The organism is Arthrobacter woluwensis, assembly GCF_900105345.1.
Taxonomy (GTDB): Bacteria; Actinomycetota; Actinomycetes; order Actinomycetales; family Micrococcaceae; genus Arthrobacter_E; species Arthrobacter_E woluwensis.
In genome coordinates this window covers 1043935-1061956 of record NZ_FNSN01000003.1, presented here as the reverse complement: position 1 = coordinate 1061956, position 18022 = coordinate 1043935, and the positions used below count along the sequence as shown (strand labels likewise).

Annotated in this window: 17 protein-coding genes; 9 read left to right on the top strand and 8 right to left on the bottom strand. The window is 69.1% G+C overall.

The annotated features are described in order from the left end of the window. Positions 1–146: 146 nt before the first annotated feature. The 4 genes from imuA' (at position 147) to BLV63_RS05440 (ending at position 7769) form a co-directional block, all read left to right on the top strand. Positions 147–893, top strand: a complete 747-nt coding sequence (imuA', locus tag BLV63_RS05455; RefSeq protein WP_066211720.1) for a DnaE2-dependent mutagenesis accessory factor ImuA' — start codon at positions 147–149, stop codon at positions 891–893. Then, positions 890–2611, top strand: a complete 1722-nt coding sequence (locus tag BLV63_RS05450; RefSeq protein ID WP_082724037.1) for a Y-family DNA polymerase — start codon at positions 890–892, stop codon at positions 2609–2611. The genes imuA' and BLV63_RS05450 overlap by 4 nt, the downstream gene beginning before the upstream one ends. 66 nt (positions 2612–2677) lie before the next feature. Continuing rightward, on the top strand, positions 2678–6676 hold the full coding sequence (locus tag BLV63_RS05445) for an error-prone DNA polymerase (RefSeq protein ID WP_066211724.1): 3999 nt from the start codon (positions 2678–2680) through the stop codon (positions 6674–6676). An 85-nt stretch (positions 6677–6761) separates the two neighbouring features. After that, positions 6762–7769, top strand: coding sequence for a DNA-3-methyladenine glycosylase family protein (locus tag BLV63_RS05440; protein ID WP_306306589.1), 1008 nt, complete (start codon positions 6762–6764; stop codon positions 7767–7769). Positions 7770–7788: 19 nt separating this feature from the next. Here the strand turns inward: BLV63_RS05440 and BLV63_RS05435 are convergent, their stop codons facing one another. From BLV63_RS05435 to BLV63_RS05425, 3 genes are all read right to left on the bottom strand, one after another. Beyond that, positions 7789–8082: a DUF1905 domain-containing protein gene (locus BLV63_RS05435; protein WP_066211726.1), complete on the bottom strand. Its 294-nt coding sequence runs from the start codon at positions 8080–8082 to the stop codon at positions 7789–7791. Positions 8083–8145: 63 nt separating this feature from the next. After that, complete coding sequence (locus tag BLV63_RS05430; RefSeq protein ID WP_254780480.1) at positions 8146–9276, bottom strand: NAD(P)-binding domain-containing protein; 1131 nt, start codon at positions 9274–9276, stop codon at positions 8146–8148. After that, positions 9273–9773: a MarR family winged helix-turn-helix transcriptional regulator gene (locus BLV63_RS05425; RefSeq protein WP_066211727.1), complete on the bottom strand. Its 501-nt coding sequence runs from the start codon at positions 9771–9773 to the stop codon at positions 9273–9275. The genes BLV63_RS05430 and BLV63_RS05425 overlap by 4 nt, the downstream gene beginning before the upstream one ends. Positions 9774–9855: 82 nt before the next feature. On the opposite strand from BLV63_RS05425, the gene BLV63_RS05420 reads away from it, so the two are divergent. Continuing rightward, positions 9856–10518, top strand: a complete 663-nt coding sequence (locus tag BLV63_RS05420) for an NADPH-dependent F420 reductase (protein ID WP_066211729.1) — start codon at positions 9856–9858, stop codon at positions 10516–10518. A 61-nt stretch (positions 10519–10579) separates the two neighbouring features. Here BLV63_RS05420 and BLV63_RS05415 read toward each other — a convergent pair whose 3' ends face one another. The 4 genes from BLV63_RS05415 to BLV63_RS05400 all read right to left on the bottom strand — a co-directional run bounded on the left by BLV63_RS05415 (position 10580) and on the right by BLV63_RS05400 (position 14447). Beyond that, positions 10580–11500, bottom strand: a complete 921-nt coding sequence (locus BLV63_RS05415) for a hypothetical protein (protein WP_066211731.1) — start codon at positions 11498–11500, stop codon at positions 10580–10582. A gap of 127 nt (positions 11501–11627) precedes the next feature. Continuing rightward, the gene (locus tag BLV63_RS05410) at positions 11628–13313 is read right to left on the bottom strand and encodes an AMP-binding protein (protein WP_066211733.1); all 1686 of its coding nucleotides are present in this window, start codon (positions 13311–13313) and stop codon (positions 11628–11630) included. A gap of 10 nt (positions 13314–13323) precedes the next feature. After that, entirely contained in the window at positions 13324–13953 is a 630-nt protein-coding gene (locus tag BLV63_RS05405) for a rhomboid family intramembrane serine protease (RefSeq protein WP_066211735.1), read from the bottom strand. Between the two features lie 101 nt (positions 13954–14054). After that, positions 14055–14447: a thioredoxin family protein gene (locus BLV63_RS05400; RefSeq protein WP_066211737.1), complete on the bottom strand. Its 393-nt coding sequence runs from the start codon at positions 14445–14447 to the stop codon at positions 14055–14057. Between the two features lie 95 nt (positions 14448–14542). Between BLV63_RS05400 and BLV63_RS18760 the strand changes: the two genes are divergently transcribed. The 4 genes from BLV63_RS18760 to BLV63_RS05380 all read left to right on the top strand — a co-directional run bounded on the left by BLV63_RS18760 (position 14543) and on the right by BLV63_RS05380 (position 17441). Further along, a complete protein-coding gene (locus BLV63_RS18760) occupies positions 14543–14911 on the top strand; it encodes a hypothetical protein (RefSeq protein WP_217640441.1) in 369 nt (122 codons plus the stop codon). Positions 14912–14982: 71 nt separating this feature from the next. After that, on the top strand, positions 14983–15639 hold the full coding sequence (locus tag BLV63_RS05390) for a TetR/AcrR family transcriptional regulator (protein ID WP_066211743.1): 657 nt from the start codon (positions 14983–14985) through the stop codon (positions 15637–15639). Position 15640: 1 nt separating this feature from the next. After that, positions 15641–16648, top strand: coding sequence for an ABC transporter ATP-binding protein (locus BLV63_RS05385; protein WP_074784060.1), 1008 nt, complete (start codon positions 15641–15643; stop codon positions 16646–16648). 1 nt (position 16649) lies between these two features. Then, complete coding sequence (locus tag BLV63_RS05380) at positions 16650–17441, top strand: ABC transporter permease subunit (RefSeq protein WP_139244650.1); 792 nt, start codon at positions 16650–16652, stop codon at positions 17439–17441. Between the two features lie 29 nt (positions 17442–17470). Here the strand turns inward: BLV63_RS05380 and BLV63_RS05375 are convergent, their stop codons facing one another. Continuing rightward, positions 17471–18013 carry an acyl-CoA thioesterase gene (locus BLV63_RS05375; protein ID WP_066211746.1) on the bottom strand — a complete coding sequence of 181 codons (543 nt, stop codon included), beginning with the start codon at positions 18011–18013 and terminating at the stop codon, positions 17471–17473. Positions 18014–18022 lie beyond the last annotated feature (9 nt).

Here is an 18022-nt window from a genome sequence, read left to right as displayed (position 1 = left end):
CGGAAGGGTCCCCGGAACCCGCAGAAAAGCGCCCGGAACAGCCCCTCCCGAAGCTTCGCCGGCCCCTCCGAAAAGGGGCCCGAAGTATCCACAGGCACCTCTTCGCCCGATTGACTTAATCGAACATACTTTCGAATAATGGAGGCATGCCACTCCCGCTCAGCTCCGTCTCCACCGCCTCCGCGGAGGACGGTCTGCGCGCGCTCCAGGAACGCATCCACGTGATGCAGGGCAGGGGCAACAGGGAGGGCTCCCACCCCGTGATCCCGGGGTTTCGAGGGCTTTTCCCCTATGGACTGAAGGGTGGTGCCGCGTATTCGCTCGCGGCCCCTCTTTCGGTGGCCATGGCCCTGCTCGCCGGGCCGTCCGCGAACGGCCAGTGGTGCGGCGCGGCGGGCATCCCCGACTTCGGCGCCGAGGCCGCCGCGGGCTTCGGCGTCGCGCTCGAACGGTTCGTGCTCGTCCCGGACACCGGACCGGAGTGGGTCCCTGTCATCTCGACCCTTGCGGACGTCCTCCCCGTGCTCCTGGTGCGGCCGCCCGGCAAGGTCTCCCCCGGGGATGCCGCGCGCCTCGCCTCACGCCTGCGCGAACGCGGCGGAACGCTCCTGGTTCTCGGGCCCTGGCCGCAGAGCGAGGGACTGCTCCGGGTACGCGGCTCGCACTGGGAAGGACTCGGTGACGGCCATGGGCATCTGCGGCGGCACCGGGTGGAACTGGAGCTCCAGCACCGCGGGCGCACCCGGACCGCGTCCCTGGATCTCGCGGCACTGGATTCCTCCGGAAACCTGGACGGCGCCGGAATATGGCAGGGCACCGGAGGACAGTCAGCGTCCCGGGCTCCGCGCACGTCGACGGTTCGCCGCCCTGCCCTCGTGCAGGTCTCACCATGAACGCGAGAACACCGGACACGGGAACACCGGACACGGGGACGCCGGACACGGGGACGCCGGACACGGGAACGCCGGGCACGGGGACGCCGGACACGGGAACGCCAGCCGGCGTCCCCCGGGCCCTCATCGTGTGGTTTCCCGACTGGCCCCTCGTCGCGGCCCAGCTGGCCGAGGAGATCCCTGAACGCGTCCCCGCCGCGCTCCTCGAGAAGGGTCTCGTCGCGGTCTGCTCGTCCGAGGCCAGGGCAGCCGGTGTGGTCCGGGGCATCCGCGTCCGCGAAGCGCAGTCCCGTTGCCCCGACCTCGTCACGCTGCACGCCGACCCTGACCGGGACTCCCGGGAGTTCGAACCGGTCGTCACGGCCCTCGAGGCCGTGCTGCCGGGGGTGCAGATCCTCCGGCCCGGGCTGTGTGTCATCCGTGCCCGGGGCGCCGTCCGGTACTACGGGAGCGAGGAGGCCGCCGTCGGCGCCGCCCTTGAAGCGGCCGCGCAGCTGGGACTCGAGGCGAGGGCCGGGATCGCCGATTCGGTGTTCGCGGCCGAACAGGCAGCGCGCAGCACCACGGAGCTCTCACCGCTGTTCATCGTGAAAGAAGGAGACTCCCCCGCTTTCCTCGCCGGGATCCCGGTCACGGTCCTGGGCGAGCCCCGGCTCGTCTCCCTCCTGATCCGGCTCGGCATCCAGACCTTGGGCAGCCTCGCGGCCCTGTCGCCGTCGGATGTCCGTTCCCGGTTCGGCTCCGCAGGGTTCCTGGCCCACGCCTGCGCCTGTGGGCGGGATCCACGGGAGATCGTGCCACGGATCCCTCCCCCTCCGCAGGACCGGACCATCACGTTCGAACCCGGCCTGGACCGGGTGGATCAGATCGCTTTCGCCGTGCGTCCGACCGCGGAGGAATTCGTGGAGCGGCTGCGCCGGCAAGGACTCGCCTGCACCACCCTGCGGGTGAGCATCACGGACGACGCCGGGCATCGTTCCGAACGCAGCTGGGGACACCCGCATCACTTCGGCGCGGGCGACGTCGTGGACCGCGTCCGCTGGCAGCTCCAGTCGTCGGGGACTCCGGCTGCGGCACGCCGGAAGACGAGCCCGGCGAACACCTCCGCTCCGGGCGCCCGATGGCGGATGACGGGCGAAGCCCTCGGCGCGCCCATCATCCAGATCAGGATCATCCCGGATGCCGTGGATCTGCTGGGCCGCCGAGGTCAGGCCTTGTTCGGCGGGGTGGACGAGCGCCTCGATCACGGTCTCCGGCGTCTCCAGACGATGCTGGGCCATGGCTCCGTGCTGCACCCCGTGCCGGGAGGCGGCCGGCTCCTGGCGGAACGCAGCCTGCTGGTGCCCTGGGGCGAGGAAGCCCCCTCCGGCACGGCGGCACGTGCCGGACGGCCCTGGCCCGGCGCCGTCCCGGATCCCTTGCCCGCCACGGTGTTCCCCGAACCCCTCCCCGTCCGCCTGCTGGACGAACATTCCGGCACCTTGCAGGTCGGGGAACGGGGGGATCTGGCCGCACCGCCGGCCTGGTTCTCGCCCGGCCCGCGCGCCCTGCGCCGGGCTGTCGTGGGATGGGCCGGACCCTGGCTGCTGCGGCAGCGCTGGTGGGATGCGGAGGAGAAACGCCAGGCCGAGCGCTTTCAGATCCTCGACAGCGAGAACGAAGCCTGGCTTCTGCTCGGCGAGGGCGGCGAATGGTGGGCGGAAGCACGGTACGACTAGCAGCGTGAGCGGGCGGGGCAGCCACTCTGAACAGCGGTCACTCTGAACCGCGGAAAGGAGAAGACGGTGGGCTGGAACAACCCCTCCATGCCATGGCAGCAGCTCCATGACATCCTCGACGGCACCGAGGTCCGGCGTGCCGGGAAACGGAAGACCAAACGCACCGACGCCGGACGGGCTCCGATCGAGCGCGACGGCGGTGACAGCCCCGCATGGTCCCATAAACGCGGCCCGTACATCCCGCTCCCCGAGCTGCTCGCCGCAGCCTCGGGGACCGCCGACGTGGACTCCGCCGCAGACACCGTCTCGCCCCTCAGCGTCGCACCTCTCAACGGCGCACCTCTCAGCGGCTCATCTCTCAGCGCGGACCCGCAGCGCTCCGGCGAAAGCGAAGACGAAGGCGAGGGCACGACGGCGGAGCCGGGCCCCGCGCGGAGCGGACGCCGCGAGCGGGCGGCCCGGACCCTGTCCACCGTTCCCTACGCCGAGCTCCATGTGCATTCCCACTACAGCTTTCTGGATGGCGCCTCCTCTCCGGAGGAACTCGTCGAAGAAGCCGTGAAGCTGGGCCTGCATGCCCTGGCCATCACGGACCACGACGGCTTCTACGGAGTGGTCCGACTGGCCGAGGCCGCCGAAGCCTACGGGCTCAGGACCGTCTTCGGCGCGGAGCTGTCCCTCGGTCTGAGCGCCCCGCAGAACGGAGTGGCCGATCCCGAGGGGGAGCATCTCCTGGTGCTGGCGCGGGGTGAAGAGGGATATCACCGCCTCTCCGGAGCCATCACCCAGGCCCAGCTGGCCGGTGGTGCGGAGAAAGGCCGCCCCGTGTTCGACCTCGACGACCTCGCCGTGCGGCTGCGCGGACACGCCGTGGTGCTCACGGGCTGCCGGAAAGGGGCCGTCCGGCGGGCCCTCGCGGGAGCCGGCGCGGACGCCGGGTTCCGCAGTCCGGAAGCCGCCGCCGAACACGCCGTGCGCCGCCTCGTCGAGCGGTTCGGGCCGGCCGGCGTCGCCGTCGAGCTGTTCGACCACGGCAACCCTCTCGACAGCGCCCACAACGACGCTCTCGCCGCGATCGCCGACCGGCTGGGGCTGCCCTGCGTCGCCACGAACGCGGTGCATTTCGCGGAGCCGACCCGCCACCCGCTGGCCACGGCCCTCGCCGCGGTGCGGGCACGCCGGAGCCTCGATGAGATGGACGGCTGGCTCCCCGCGAGCGACGGGGCTCATCTGAGAAGCGGGGCGGAGATGGCCCGGCGCTTCGAACGGTATCCGGGCGCGGTGGAGAACACGGTCCTCCTGGCGGATCAGCTGTCCTTCTCCCTCCGGTCGGCCCGCCCGAAACTGCCGAAACAGGACGTTCCCGCAGGCCATACGCCCATGTCGTATCTGCGGGAACTGGTGGAGCAGGGCATCACGGAACGGTATGGCACTCCCGGGCCGGGGTGGCGTGGGCCGGCGCCCGTGGCGGAGGTGCGGGCGCGGGTCGAGCAGGAGCTGGCCGTGATCGAGAAGAAGGACTTCCCGGGCTATTTCCTGATCGTCCATGAGATCACCCAGTTCGCGAAGAGCCGGGGCATCCTCTGCCAGGGCCGGGGATCCGCTGCGAATTCCGCCGCCTGCTACTTCCTCGGCATCACGGCCGTGGACAGCATCAAGTACCGCCTGCCGTTCGAGCGTTTCCTTTCGAGCCTGCGGGAGGAGGAACCCGATATCGACGTCGATTTCGACTCGGACCGGCGCGAAGAGGTCATTCAGCACGTCTATGCCAAATACGGGCGGGCCAATGCGGCACAGGTGGCGAACGTCATCAGTTACCGCCCCAAGAACGCCGTGCGGGACGTCGCGAAGGCCTTCGGCTACAGCCAGGGGCAACAAGACGCCTGGTCCAAGCAGCTGAACCGCTGGGACGCCCTCTCGGTAGCCCGGGAATCCTCCGCGGATCCGGCCGCGGCAGAAGAAGATGAGGCGGAGGGCAAGTCCACGGAGGGCCGGCCGCAGTCCTCCCCTTCCTCCGGGCCATCCAGGTCGTCACGACCCTCCGGGTTCTCGTCCTCCTCGAAGGGAGCATCAAATTCGGCCAGCCCCTCGGACGACGCCGTCATCCCGGAACCCGTTCTCGCCCTCGCGGAGCAGCTGCTCGGCTATCCGCGGCACCTCGGCATCCACTCGGGCGGCATGGTCCTGACCGAACGCCCCGTGGGGGAAGTGGTGCCGATCGAGCACGCACGCATGGAGAACCGCACGGTCCTGCAATGGGACAAGGACGATTGCGAGTGGATGGGGCTCGTCAAGTTCGACCTCCTGGGCCTCGGGATGCTCGCAGCGCTCCAGTACTGCTTCGACCTGGTCGAGGAGAACTTCGGCGAGCGGTGGACCCTGGCTGATCTGCCGAAGGAGGAGCCCGCCGTCTACGACATGCTCTGCCGGGCCGATTCGGTGGGGGTCTTCCAGGTGGAGTCCCGGGCTCAGATGAGCACCCTCCCCCGCCTGCGTCCACGGGAGTTCTACGACCTGGTGGTGGAGATCGCACTCATCCGGCCCGGCCCCATCCAGGGCGGCGCCGTCCACCCTTACATCCGGCGCCGCTCCGGGGAAGAGAAGGAAACCTACCCTCATCCTCTCCTCGAGCCGGTCCTCAAACGGACCCTCGGCGTCCCCTTGTTCCAGGAGCAGCTCATGCAGATGGCCATGGCGATCGGCGGATGCAGTGCCGAGGACGCCGATCTCCTGCGCCGGGCCATGGGCTCCAAGCGCGGGATCGAGAGGATCGACAGCCTGAAGAAGAAGCTCTTCGCCGGCATGGCGGAGAACGGGCTGAGCCCGGAGGAGGCCCAGACCATCTATCTGCAGATCAAGGCATTCGCCAACTTCGGTTTCGCGGAATCGCATTCCCTGAGCTTCGCGCTGCTCGTCTATGCGAGTTCCTGGCTCAAGCTGCACTACCCAGGCGCGTTCCTGGCGGCTCTCCTCCGGGCTCAGCCCATGGGCTTCTACTCGCCGCAGACCCTGGTGGCCGATGCCCGACGCCACGGGGTGAGGGTGCTGCGCCCGGACATCCTGCGTTCCCGGGCGGAAGCCTGCCTGGAGCCGGACGACGGCGAACCGGAGGACGGCGAGGACCCCGGCGATGCGCACCAGGACTCCGCCCGGAGCCACGGCACTCCCCGGACACCCGCCTCATCCCACGGGGGCTCATCCCACAGGACCTCATCCCGCGGAGCCTCATCCCACGAGCCCTCATCCCACAGGACCCCCTCCCGCGGGCTCGATTCCTGCCTGGACGCCCTCCAGCCGGAGGTCGGGCTCTTCGATCCCGAAGCCCCGGATGACAGCGAGGCCCACCGCCGCGACGGCACCCACGCCGTGCGGCTCGGGATCGCCGCCGTCACGGGTATCGGGAAGGACCTTGCCGAACGCATCGTGACCGAACGGGAGGTGAACGGGCCCTTCCTCAGCCTGACGGATCTCTCCCGGCGCACCGGCCTCACCGCGGAACAGCTCGAAGCGCTCGCCTCGGCCGGAGCCTTCGAATCCCTGGGGCTCAGCCGTCGTGAGGCCCTCTGGCAGGCTGGTTCGGCCGCGCTCGAACGGCCGGGTCAGCTCCCCGGCACGCAGCCCTACATCCAGCCGCCCCTCCTGCCCGAACTGGGTGACGAGGAAGCCGTGGCGTATGAGTTGTGGGCCACCGGCATCGCCACGGACGACCACCCGGTCCGGCACGCCCGGGGCCCCCTCGACGCCCGCGGAGTCCTGCGGATCACGGCTCTGCGCAGCGCGGAGGACGGCACCAGGGTGGAGGTCGCGGGGCTCGTGACCCACCGCCAGCGGCCTCAGACCGCGCAGGGCATCACCTTCATGAATCTCGAGGATGAGACCGGGATCCTCAACGTGGTGTGCAGCGTCGGGGTGTGGACCCGCTATCGCCGCGTCGCGCAGACCGCCAAGGCCATGGTGGTGCGAGGCCTGATGGAGCGCAGCAAGGAGGGCGTCATCAATCTGGTGGCCGATCGGCTGGAAGCCCTTCCCCTGCGCGCCAAGACCTCCTCGCGGGACTTCCGGTGAGCGCGCACCCGGCGGCGATGAAAGGAACCCCCATGAAACGACCCGGCGAAAGGAAGCGTCCAGTGTCCCGTGACATGATGCTGCAGTGACCTCCGTGCTTCCCGTCTCCCGTGCCTCCGGCACTGCGGCACCCGCCGCACGCCCGGTCCCGGTCGCCGCGTCGCCCGACGCGGAAGGCGTCTGGGAGGCGCCGGCACACTACTCGCTCGCGGCCACCTGCTTCCCCTTGCAACGCGGCGACGGCGACCTCACCTTCGCCCCGCACCCGGGTGGGATATGGATGGCATTCCGTACCCCCGAGGGCACGGTGTCCCTCCTGCTCACGCACCACCGGGACAAGCTGAGGGCGCGGGCCTGGGGCGACGGCGCGGCGCACGCCATCGCCTCCGCTCCGGCCCTCCTCGGCCTCACCGACGACTGGACCAGCTTCGACGCCGGCCCCTTCCACAGCTCCCTGCCTCCCCTGGTTCAAGAGGCACGACGCCGGAACCCCGGCCTGCGGGCACCTGCCACGGGGCGGGTGGTCGAGTCGCTCGTGCCCACGATTCTCGAGCAGAAAGTCACCACGCTCGAGGCCCGCAGAGGCTACCGCTATCTGGTGCGCCGGTTCGGCTCACCGGCGCCGGGATCCGGCCGGGTGGCTCCCGCCGGGCTGATGGTGGCGCCGTCGGCCGCTCAATGGCTGCGCGTGCCGTCCTGGGAGTGGCACCGCGCGGGGGTCGGCCCCCAGCGGTCGGCGACGGTCCTGCGAGCGCTGCGGTCGGCGTCGGGCCTCGAACGGCTGGCGGAGAAGAGCGCCACCGAAGCCGCCGCGGGGCTTCAGAGCATCCCAGGCATCGGGGTGTGGACCGCGGCCGAAGTCACCCAGCGCACGCACGCCGATCCCGATTCCATCTCCGTGGGCGATTACCACTTGGCCAAGTTCGTGGGCTTCGCACTGACCGGCGAACGGACCGACGACGCCGGGATGCTGCGTCTCCTCGCCCCCTGGGAAGGCCAGAGGCAACGGATCGTCCGGATGCTCTACGCGGCCGGAGTCCGGGCGCCGCGCTTCGGACCGAAGATGACGATCCAGGATCATCGACGCCACTGAGACCGCGAAGCCGACCCCTTCAGGCCCGCCGCTCGGTCAGGTGAACCGTCACCTCGTCGCCCGTGGTCTTGCCGCTCCGTCGCCGCAGCGCCGCGCTGATCGGCAGCTTGTGCGTGCCGTCGCCCAGGGCCATGAAGGAGCTTTCGAACGGCTCGCCGTCGACGGTGCCGCTGACCCGCACGAGCCCACGGGTTCCGAAGAACTCCGCCGAACCGTCCATCTGCACATAGGTCCAGCCGCCCTTGGCGGGACTCGTCACGAGCGTGGCGGTGAACGTCACGTCCAGTGGTCCCGGCTGTGTCGCGTCGGCCATTCGGGTTCCTCTCCTCGCTGAAAGCCTGCCCACCCGCCACGCTACGCCTCCGGACGGCTGCCGTCAGCCCCCGGCAGGAACCCGCTCCCGGTCGAGCAACCGGACGATCCCGTTCACGGCGTCCCGTCCGGCGCGGTTGGCCCCGACGGTGGACTGCGAGGGGCCGAAACCGATCAAATGCACCCGCGGCTCGGCCAGCACCTGAGTGCCCCGGACCTCGATTCCTCCCCGTGCGTTGCGCAGGCCGAGCGGCTCCAGATGCGCCAGAGCCGGCCGGAACCCGGTGGCCCAGAGAATCACGTCGACTCCGGTGAAGGAGCCGTCCGCCTCCCGCACGCCATAGGGCTCGATGGCCGTGAACATCGGACGTCGCTCCAGCGCTCCGCGGGCCTTGGCCGCACGCGCGTAGGGTGTCCAGGCGAGCTGCGTGTAGGAGACGATGCTGCCGGTCGGGTTGCCTGCCTCGGCGTCGGCGGTGACCTTCTCAATGGTCTCGCGCCCTTCGACTTCCGGGCTGAATCCCGCCTCGCGGAAGACCGGTTCGCGCCGGGTGTACCACCGGACCGTGGCGACCCGGGAGATCTCCTCGAGCTGCTGCACGGCCGAGATCCCGCCGCCCACCACCGCCACGCGGAGCCCCGCGAACTCGTCCAGGGAGACGTAGTCCTTCGTGTGGAGCTGTCGGCCCAGGAACGTGTCCTGTCCCGGGTAGTCGGGCAGCACAGGGTTGGTCCACGTGCCGCTGGCATTGATCACCGTACGGGCGATCCATCGGCCGGCGCTGGTCTCGACCAGGAGCTCGCCCGCCGGATCATCGTCCACACGGGACACGGAAAGCACCGTGACCGGCCGGAGGATCGGGAGATGCTCGGCCTCTTCGAACGCGGTGAAGTACTCCGGAACGGCGGTCCGGCTGGGTGTGCCCGGATCGACCGAGGGCTGCCGGAGTCCGGGCAGGTCGAAGATGTTGTTGACGGTCGCCATGGTGAGCGACGCCCAGCGGTGCTGCCACGCGCCGCCCGGCCGCTCCTCGGCGTCGAGCATCACGAAGCCCCGCTCCGCGTCCGGCTCCGCGAGCGCGCTGACGAAGCCGCTGCGCCGCAAGTGGTGACCGGCGGAGAGACCGGCCTGCCCCGCCCCGATGACGACGACGGCGGCGCGCCGGGCGCCGTCGCCCGCCACGGCGCCGCTCACTTCCGGCCGTCCCGGTCGAGTCCGAGATTCCGGCGCAGGGCGTGGCTCACCCGGTCGACGTCCACGAGCTCGTCCGGGGTGAAGGCCTCGAGGAACAGCTCGTGCACTGCTTTCAGATGGGGGACGGATGCCGCCCGGAAGGTCTCCAGGCCGTGGTCCGTGGCGCGGACGTCGATGCCCCGCGCCTCATCGGTGCAGGTGTTCCTGCTGATGAGTCCGCGCTTCTCCATCCGGCCCAGATGGTGCGACAGCCGGCTGCGTTCCCAGCCGACCAGATCCGCGAGTTCGGACGAGCGCAGGGTGTTCCGTTCCGCCTCACTCAGCGCCAGAAGCACCTGATAGTCGCCCGCGGACAGGGCGGTCTCGCTCAGAAAGCGCGCCGCGAGCCGTGACTGCAGGGCCTCAGCGGTCTCCAGGTAGTTCCGCCAGATGCGCAGTTCCTCCCGCGTGGGCAGGTGGTCCCGGGCGGATCCGGGGTGGTGTGGTGCGTGGGCCATGATTCCTCCCGAGTTGACATGTCAACTGTAGGAGCGGACTATTGACGTGTCAATTCATTTGCCCAGCGGAAGGCGTCCGACCATGACGGCACAGCAGGAGAACCCCCTCACCCTCGGCATCCTCGGCGCCGGAAAGGTGGGCACCGTCCTGGCCCGCCTGGCCGTGGCGGCGGGCTACAAGGTGCTGATCTCGGGCTCCGGCGACCCCGCAAAGATCTCCCTCATCACCGCCGTGCTGGCGCCGGGCGCCGTCGCGGCGCGTCCGGAGGAAGCCGCGCGACGGGCGGATCTGGTCGTCCTCGCCCTGCCCCTGGGCAAGTACCAGAGCCTCCCGGTCGAGGAACTCCGCGGGAAGCCGGTCATCGACGCCATGAACTACTGGTGGGAGACGGACGGCCTGCGCGAGGACCTCCGGAACCCTGCCACGTCCACGAGCGAGATCGTGCAGGATTTCCTGCCCGAGTCCCGCGTGCTGAAGGCCTTCAACCACATGGGTTATCACGACCTGGACGAAGGCGCCCGGCTCGCCGGGGCGCCCGGACGGAAGGCGATCGCCGTCGCGGGCGACCTGGAACCGGATCTGGACGCGGTCTCAGGCCTGGTCGACGCCCTGGGCTTCGATCCGGTGGTCCTGAGCCCGCTGTCCGCGGGAGCACGCCTCGAGCCGGGGAACCCCGCCTTCGGGGCGAACGTGGAGGCAGACGAGCTGCGCGAACTCATCGGAGTGGAGTCTGCCGCCGCCTAGCACTGCGGGGTCACATCACGTCCTCTCGGGACCTGGCAACCGGCATCAAGTGACCCCGTATTCAAGCCGCTCTCCGAAGCCCGCGTTTGATCCGTTCGATCGCTCCGACGAATCCTTCCGCAAGGTCGTCTGCATTCATCTTGAAGTAGAGCCAGCCGGCGTTGATGAAGGCCTCATCCCGTCGACTGTCCCGGCTCTGCTGAAACCGGCTTCTGTGGTGCGCCCCTTCGTACTGAATGGCCAGCCGAAACTCCCGGTAGCCGAGATCCGCGGGAGGCGACCACGGGTCGGTCGGATCCACCCGGATCTGAAGTTCCGGTTCGGGCAGCCCGGCCTCGAGCATCGCGAGCCGGAGAAACGTCTCAGGGAGCGAATCAGCACCGATCCGCATCTGCTCCAGGGCCAGCCCGGCCTTCCGGACACCTTTCATTTTGCGATGATTCCGGATGATCGCAGCGACATCCGACGGCGACGCGTACGGATCCGTCCGGCCCTCGAACCGTTCCCGCGGAATCCGGATCAGCTGATCCCCCATCGCGATCAGATACGGCAACGGAAGAGCATGCGCGAGATCGAGCCATGTCCTGAGAGGGGTTGACATCGGGATGCCATCCAATTCCTCGACTTCTCCAGGGAAGACCCGAACCCGATGCCCCACCACGCCTTCCCGACGTACTCGCGGCAGACCGTGCGGTTTGCTCAGGTGCACCTGCGTCTCGTCCACCAGCCACGACGGCAGACCCAGTCCGCTCAACACGGCGGCTGTCTGATGCGAGACCCACGCGGTCGGCGTCGCTTTCGTCAGGACCCTGCTCCGCTCCCGGAGGTCGGGAAGCACACCGCTCGGCACTCGGATCAGCCGGCCGGCCGTTTCGAGATCCTTCGCACGCAGCCGCCCCGGAGAGACACCCATATCCCGGGACTCGTGCACCGTGAAAGGCCGGGCCCGGAGTCCTTCCGGGAGCGGTTTCGGCTTGGTCATGCTCCCAGCTTTGCCTAAATTTCCTCGACCCGCTGACGGTATCCACAACCTCCCGATGCGGGGTCAGTTAATGCCGTCCGAAGGGGCCGGAACCGGCATTAAGTGACCCCGCATTCGCGAAGAAGCCCTACAGCCCCATCCTCTTCACCGCTTCCTCCCGCATCTCGACCTTCCGGATCTTGCCGGAGACCGTCATGGGGAAGCTCTCCCGCAGCTCCAGATACCGCGGGATCTTGTAATGCGCCAGGCGTCCCGCGCAGTACTCACGGAGGCTTTCCACCGTCAGCGCAGGCGCCCCGGGCTTCAGGATGATGCAGGCCATGAGCTCCTCGCCGTACTTCTCATCCGGGACACCGATCACCTGGACGTCCTGAACGTCCGGGTGCTGGTACAGGAACTCCTCGATCTCCCGGGGATAGATGTTCTCCCCGCCCCGGATCACGAGGTCCTTGATACGGCCCTCCACCACCACATAGCCGTCCTGGTCCATCCGGGCGAGGTCCCCGGTGTGCATCCAGCCCTCAGCGTCGATGGCCTCCGCGGTCTTGTCCGGCTGATCCCAGTAGCCCTTCATCACGACGTAGCCGCGCGTGCACAGCTCGCCGATCTCACCCCGCGGCACCACCTCGTCGCTCAGCGGATCGATGATGCGGCTTTCGCAGTGCGGCATCGTGCGTCCCACCGACTCGGTGCGCTGAGCCAGGGTGTCGCCTTCCCGGGTCATCGTGGAGACGGGCGAGGTCTCGGTCATACCGTAACAGATGGCTACGTCCTTCATGTGCATCTCCCCGATCACACGCTTCATGACCTCGATCGGACAGAGTGACCCCGCCATGACGCCGGTCCGCAGGGTCTCGAGGCGGTACGAGTCGAAGTCGGGAAGGGCCAGCTCGGCGATGAACATGGTCGGCACCCCGTAGAGCGACGTCGCCCCGAACTCCTGCACCGCCCGCAGCGCGGCCGCCGGGTTGAACGAGCGCGACGGGATGATCGCCGTGCCCCCGTAGGAGAAGATGTTCAGATTCCCGATCACCATGCCGAAGCAGTGGTAGAACGGCACGGGAATGACCACCTTGTCCTCCTCCGTGTACTTCAGGAGGGCGCCGATCTGGTGTCCGTTGTTGAGGATGTTGTGGTGCGTGAGGGTGGCGCCCTTCGGGAACCCCGTGGTGCCGGAGGTGTACTGGATGTTGATGGCATCGTGCGGATCCAGTCCCGCCATCCGCTCCGCGAGCGCTTCGGGCACGACGACGGCGGCCTCCTCGAGCAGACCGTTCCAGCTCCATTCCCCGGGGCTCTGCGGGACCCCCTCGCGCAGGCTCAGCTGCGGATCGGTCTCGTTGTTGCCGGGCAGGAAGACGAGTTCCCGCAGTTCGGGACAGTGCTCGACGGCCGCTCGGGCCATGGCCACGTAGTCGCTGTTCCGGTCGTCCGGCGCGAGGACCAGCATCCGCATGCCGTTCTGCCGGGCCACGAATTCGAGCTCGTGCGTGCGGTACGCGGGATTGACGTTCACCAGGATGGCGCCGATCTTGGCCGTCGCATACTGGAGGACCGTCCATTCGGCGCAGTTCGCACTCCAGATGCCGACCCGCTCCCCCACGCCGATGCCCACGGCGAGGAGAGCACGCGCCAGGAGGTCGACGTCGTCGTTCAGCTCGCGGTACGTCCATCGGCGCGGAGGATGGCCGGGAAGTCCCGCCTCGACAAGTGCCTCCCGCTCGGGGAAACGCTGGACGACGGTTTCGAAGTCGTCGCCGATCGTCCGGTTCAGCAGCGGGACGCTGGCGTCCCCGGCGGTGTAGGAGTCCATGTGAGGCAGGTTACTGGTTGGTACGTGTCGGCGGCCAGACCTCGGGGCTGTCCTGCCGGGGCTTTTCGAGGCGGGCCGCCAGCCCTCCGCCGATCGCGCCGAACAAGTGCCCCTGCCAGGAGATCCCAGTCTGACCGGGGAAAACACCCCAGAGGACGGCCCCGTAGGCGAGGAGGATGACCACTCCGAGCGCGATCTGGAGCACGCTTCGGGTGAAGACGCCGCGCAGCACGAGATAGACGATCCAGCCGAACACCAGCCCGGAGGCGCCGAGGTGCAGCGATCCCGGCCCACCCGTGAGCCAGGTGCCGATACCGCCCACGAGCCAGACCACGGCGGTGACGCGCAGCCACGCCCCGACCCCGGACAGCAGGATCACGAAACCCAGGACCAGCAGCGGACCGGTGTTCGCGATCAGGTGTCCCCAGCCCAGGTGCAGCAGCGGCGCGAACAGGATCCCGCTCAGCCCGGACGGGTTCCACGGCCTGATCCCGAAGGAGTCGAGCCGGTGGCCGGTGACGGTGTCCACCAGCTCGATGACCCAGAGCAGCAGGACGAACCCGCCGATGGTAACGGCTGCGGTCGCGACGCGGCTCCGGCCAGGCCGCTCCTGCTCGTCCTGCTCGGGAATGAGACTCATGCGGACAGTCTAGAAGGCCGCCCTTCCTGCCTCGCGGACGACGACGGCCCGGCGGCGCCCGCTGGGGCGCTCACCGGGCCGTCGGCACGGAAATCGTGGGGTCAGGCCTGCTCGGGGCCGTCCGCTTCGGCCTGGGCCTGGGCCTTGGCGACCTGAGCGTGAACCTCGGTCATGTCCAGGCCCTTGACGGCCTCGACGAGCTGCTCGAGCTGCGGGGCGGACATGGCGCCGGGCTGGGAGAAGACCAGGACCTGCTCGCGGAAGGCCATGAGCGTCGGGATCGAGGTGATGCCGGCCTCGGCGGACAGCTGCTGCTCGGTCTCGGTGTCCACCTTGGCGAAGAAGACGTCCGGGTGCTTCTCCGAGACGGCGGCGTAGTTGGGGGCGAACATCTTGCAGGGTCGGCACCAATCGGCCCAGAAGTCCACCAGCACGATGTCGTTGCCCTGAATGGTCTCGGTGAACTGTTCTCCGGTGATGTCTACGGTAGCCATGTCTCCACGGTAGCCACCCGAACGTCGCCTGGCCACCGTGCCCGCGCCCTTTCCGCTGAGGGCGTGACCGTTTCCGCCGCGGCGACGTCCGTAAGATGGCCAAGGGACAGGGGGTGCCGATGCGGCAGAGGATCATCACGTGGGTGCGGGAACAGAAGGGCTTCCTGGTGTGTGTCTGCGCTCCACTCGCCGTGGCCGTGCTCGTGAACGCCATCGTGCGCCCGAAACTGGCGGGACAGCTGGGCGGGCGACGCCGTGCGTGGTCGAACACCCGCGGCTCGGACAATTGGTACGAATTCCCGCCCGAGACCCAGCGCGACCATCCCCTGCTCACCGGATTCCTCTCCTGGCACGACAGCGCCGTGGCGATGATCGCCCTGGGTTCGGTCGTGGTGCTCTGCCTCGGCTGGGCGGCGCTCGGGCGCCTCACCCGCCGTCGCGCACGACGTCGCGCCGGCCACTGAGCCCGCCACTCACACGACGCCCAGGCCCGCACCTCTTCCCTTCCATTGAACGCCTGTTTAGTATCTTAAACATGCGTTCAGCACCGCAGAACGACTTCACCACCAAGGCCCGGATCCGCGACACGGCCATCCGGCTCTACGTCCGCGACGGCTTCACGAAAACGAGCCTCCGCACCATCGCCACGGAGGCCGGGGTCAGTCCCGGCCTCCTCATCCACCATTTCGGTTCGGCCGCCGGTCTGCGCGAAGCCTGTGACGAGCAGGTTCTCGGCGTGACCACTGAACGGGCGAGCAGCAAGATGCGGCCCGGCGGACTCAAACACCTCATGGCGGAGTTCAACCGCAATCCGGAGGGCTACACCTTGGAGATGGACTATCTCCGCCAGGCGCTGCTGGAGGGCACCGCCACGAGCGCCTCACTGTTCCAGCACCTGGTGGAGCTGAGCGAGTCGGTGATCCGCAGCGGCATCGAGGACGGGACCGTCCGGCCCTTCACCGACATCCGCGGGGTCGCCGTCCTCACCGCTCTCACCAGCGTCGGCTCACTCGCCTTCGGCCCGATCGCGGCGGAGGCCCTGGGAGTGGAGGGCGATTGGCAGAGCGTCATGCAGCGCATCGGCGGGCCGGGCCTGGAGCTCTACACCCACGGCTTCTACACCACGGACGCCTTCCTCATGGCTTACCGGGAGGCCACCTCCCCGGACCACGACGAACCTCAGGAGGCCTGACATGTCGTCCAGCACCAGCTCAATCGGTACCAGTCCAGTCAGCATCAGCGTCGAATCCCTGCACAAGTCCTTCGCACGGAACGAAGTGCTCCACGGGCTCAGCTTCGAGCTGCCGCCGGGTTCCGTCCTCGGCCTGATCGGGCCGAACGGCGCCGGCAAGACCACCACGCTCCGGTGCCTCGTGGACATCATCCGGCCCAGCAGCGGGACACTCCGGGTGCTGGGCGAGGACCCACGGCACGCCGGCCCCGAGCTGCGCCGCAGGATCGGTTACCTTCCGGGCGAACTGATCCTGGAATCCCGGGTCACGGGCCGCAAGCTCCTCCAGCACTTCGCCCGGCTGAGCGGCCCCGTGCGGCACGGCCGGATCGAAGAGCTCGCCGAACGGCTCAACGTCCCGCTGGACAAGCAGGTCCGCGAGCTTTCCAAAGGCAACAAGCAGAAGCTCGGGCTCATCCAGGCCTTCATGCACGACCCCGAACTCCTCATCCTGGACGAACCGACCAGCGGTCTGGACCCACTCCTCCAACAGGAATTCCTGGCGATGGTCGCCGAGGTCCGCGCGGACGGCCGTTCGGTCCTCCTCAGCTCCCACGTGCTGAGCGAACTGCAGCAGAGCGCGGACCGGGTGGCGATCCTCCGCGCCGGGACGATCGTCGCGGACGCGAGCGTCGAGGAATTGCGGGCGACCGCGGTCCGCACCCTGCGGGTCCGGCTCGAGGACGGCGACCAGCAGCGCGAGGACGCTCTCGAACGTCTGCGTGGCGTCCCCGGCGTCGACGGCCTGACCACCCTCCCGGACGGACGGCTGGAGGCGAGCGTGCACGACGGCGTCCGCCCCCTGCTCGCCGCCCTCGCCGCCCTGCCGGTCACCGACGTCGTGCTGGAAGAGCCCGATCTGGAGCAGGCGGTGCTGACCCTGTACGGCACCCACCCGGGCTCCGCGCATCCCGCAGATGCGGAACGACGGGGCGGCCGCCATGAGCGGCACGCACGGAAGGAGTCCTGAGATGTTCGCGATCTTCACGCGTGGCGTGGTGGACAGCTGGCGGGCGACGCTCGCCTGGGCCGTGGGTCTGGTGGCCGCGGCGGCGCTCTACCTGCCGCTGTTCCCTTCGATGGTGGGCAACGGGCAGATGCAGCAGCTGCTGAAATCGCTGCCCACCCAGCTGGTCAGGACCCTGAACTACGACCAGCTCGGCAGCGGCCCGGGGTACACCCAGTCGACGCTGTTCGGGCTGCTCGGCTTCCTGCTGCTCAGCATGGCCACGATCGCCTGGGGCGCGTCGGCGGTCGGCGGTGACGAGGAGTCCGGGCTGCTGGAACTGACCCTCGCGCACGGCGTGACCCGGGCGCAGCTCGTGGTGGGGCGTGCGCTGGCGATCCTGGCGCGGCTGCTCTTCCTGGTGCTGGTCATGTACTGCGCGGTGGCGGTGCTCAACGGCCCGTCGCAGCTGAACCTGGACCTGGGCAAGGTCGCGGGCGCGGCCCTCGGGTACGCCGGGCTGCTGGCTCTGAGTGCCGCGGCCGCCCTGCTCGGCGGAGCACTGCGGGGACGCCGTGCCCACGGGCTCATCCTCGGTGCGGCCGTCGCGGTGCTCGGTTACGTCTTCAACGCGGTGGGCAAGCAGAGTGACTCCGCCAAGTGGCTCCTGGACTTCTCGCCGTACCACTGGTTCTTCGGCTCCGACCCGTTCAGTCAGGGCGTCGACTGGGGTGCCTGCGCCGGGATGTGGGGCGGGACGATCGTCCTGATGGCGCTGGCCGCGCTCGTCCTGCGCACCCGCGACGTCGGCCGCTGAGCCTCACCTTCACCGCGCCGCGGGGTCAGTCACCACTCATGCGGCGCCGGCGTGCGCGACCCCGGCAGTGCGACGTCGGAACGCCACTCGTGGATCCATTCCGGCAGTACGAGGTCCTCCGGCACGGGGCCGACCTCGGCGATGATCTCCTCGTTGCTCACCGGACGTCCCCGGTGGACCAGCCGCGTGGCCATGTAGGCCCGGGCGTAGATCTCGCCGTTGGCGACCATGCGCTGCTCGAAGTAGATGGCTTTGGCGTCGAGGCCGATGATGCGGGATTCGATCGTGTAGCGCTGCCACAGCTTGACCGACTTGCGGTAGCTGATGGTCTGGGCGGAGACCACGGGGCTCCACCCCTTCCTGCGCATGCGCTCCCACACCCCGGCGCGGACCATGAGGTCGAAACGGCCCAGATCCATGAGGGAGAAGTACATGCCGTTGTTGATGTGGACCGCGATGTCCACATCGGTCGGCAGGGCACGCATCGGCAGACTGGACGTGTCCCAGATGCTCAACGGTGAACGGCGACGCGAGGCGAACAGCAGCCAGAGGGTCCGGAAGATGAGGTGCATGCCCTTATG

Coding starts and splice junctions, on each gene's coding strand:
- imuA' (WP_066211720.1), top strand. CDS start 147: ATGCCACTCCCGCTCAGCTCCGTCTCCACCGCCTCCGCGGAGGACGGT.
- BLV63_RS05450 (WP_082724037.1), top strand. CDS start 890: ATGAACGCGAGAACACCGGACACGGGAACACCGGACACGGGGACGCCG.
- BLV63_RS05435 (WP_066211726.1), bottom strand. CDS start 8,082: ATGGCCGACGCGACACAGCCGGGACCACTGGACGTGACGTTCACCGCC.
- BLV63_RS05425 (WP_066211727.1), bottom strand. CDS start 9,773: ATGGCCCACGCACCACACCACCCCGGATCCGCCCGGGACCACCTGCCC.
- BLV63_RS05420 (WP_066211729.1), top strand. CDS start 9,856: ATGACGGCACAGCAGGAGAACCCCCTCACCCTCGGCATCCTCGGCGCC.
- BLV63_RS05415 (WP_066211731.1), bottom strand. CDS start 11,500: ATGACCAAGCCGAAACCGCTCCCGGAAGGACTCCGGGCCCGGCCTTTC.
- BLV63_RS05410 (WP_066211733.1), bottom strand. CDS start 13,313: ATGGACTCCTACACCGCCGGGGACGCCAGCGTCCCGCTGCTGAACCGG.
- BLV63_RS05405 (WP_066211735.1), bottom strand. CDS start 13,953: ATGAGTCTCATTCCCGAGCAGGACGAGCAGGAGCGGCCTGGCCGGAGC.
- BLV63_RS05400 (WP_066211737.1), bottom strand. CDS start 14,447: ATGGCTACCGTAGACATCACCGGAGAACAGTTCACCGAGACCATTCAG.
- BLV63_RS18760 (WP_217640441.1), top strand. CDS start 14,543: ATGGCCAAGGGACAGGGGGTGCCGATGCGGCAGAGGATCATCACGTGG.
- BLV63_RS05390 (WP_066211743.1), top strand. CDS start 14,983: ATGCGTTCAGCACCGCAGAACGACTTCACCACCAAGGCCCGGATCCGC.
- BLV63_RS05385 (WP_074784060.1), top strand. CDS start 15,641: ATGTCGTCCAGCACCAGCTCAATCGGTACCAGTCCAGTCAGCATCAGC.
- BLV63_RS05380 (WP_139244650.1), top strand. CDS start 16,650: ATGTTCGCGATCTTCACGCGTGGCGTGGTGGACAGCTGGCGGGCGACG.
- BLV63_RS05375 (WP_066211746.1), bottom strand. CDS start 18,013: ATGCACCTCATCTTCCGGACCCTCTGGCTGCTGTTCGCCTCGCGTCGC.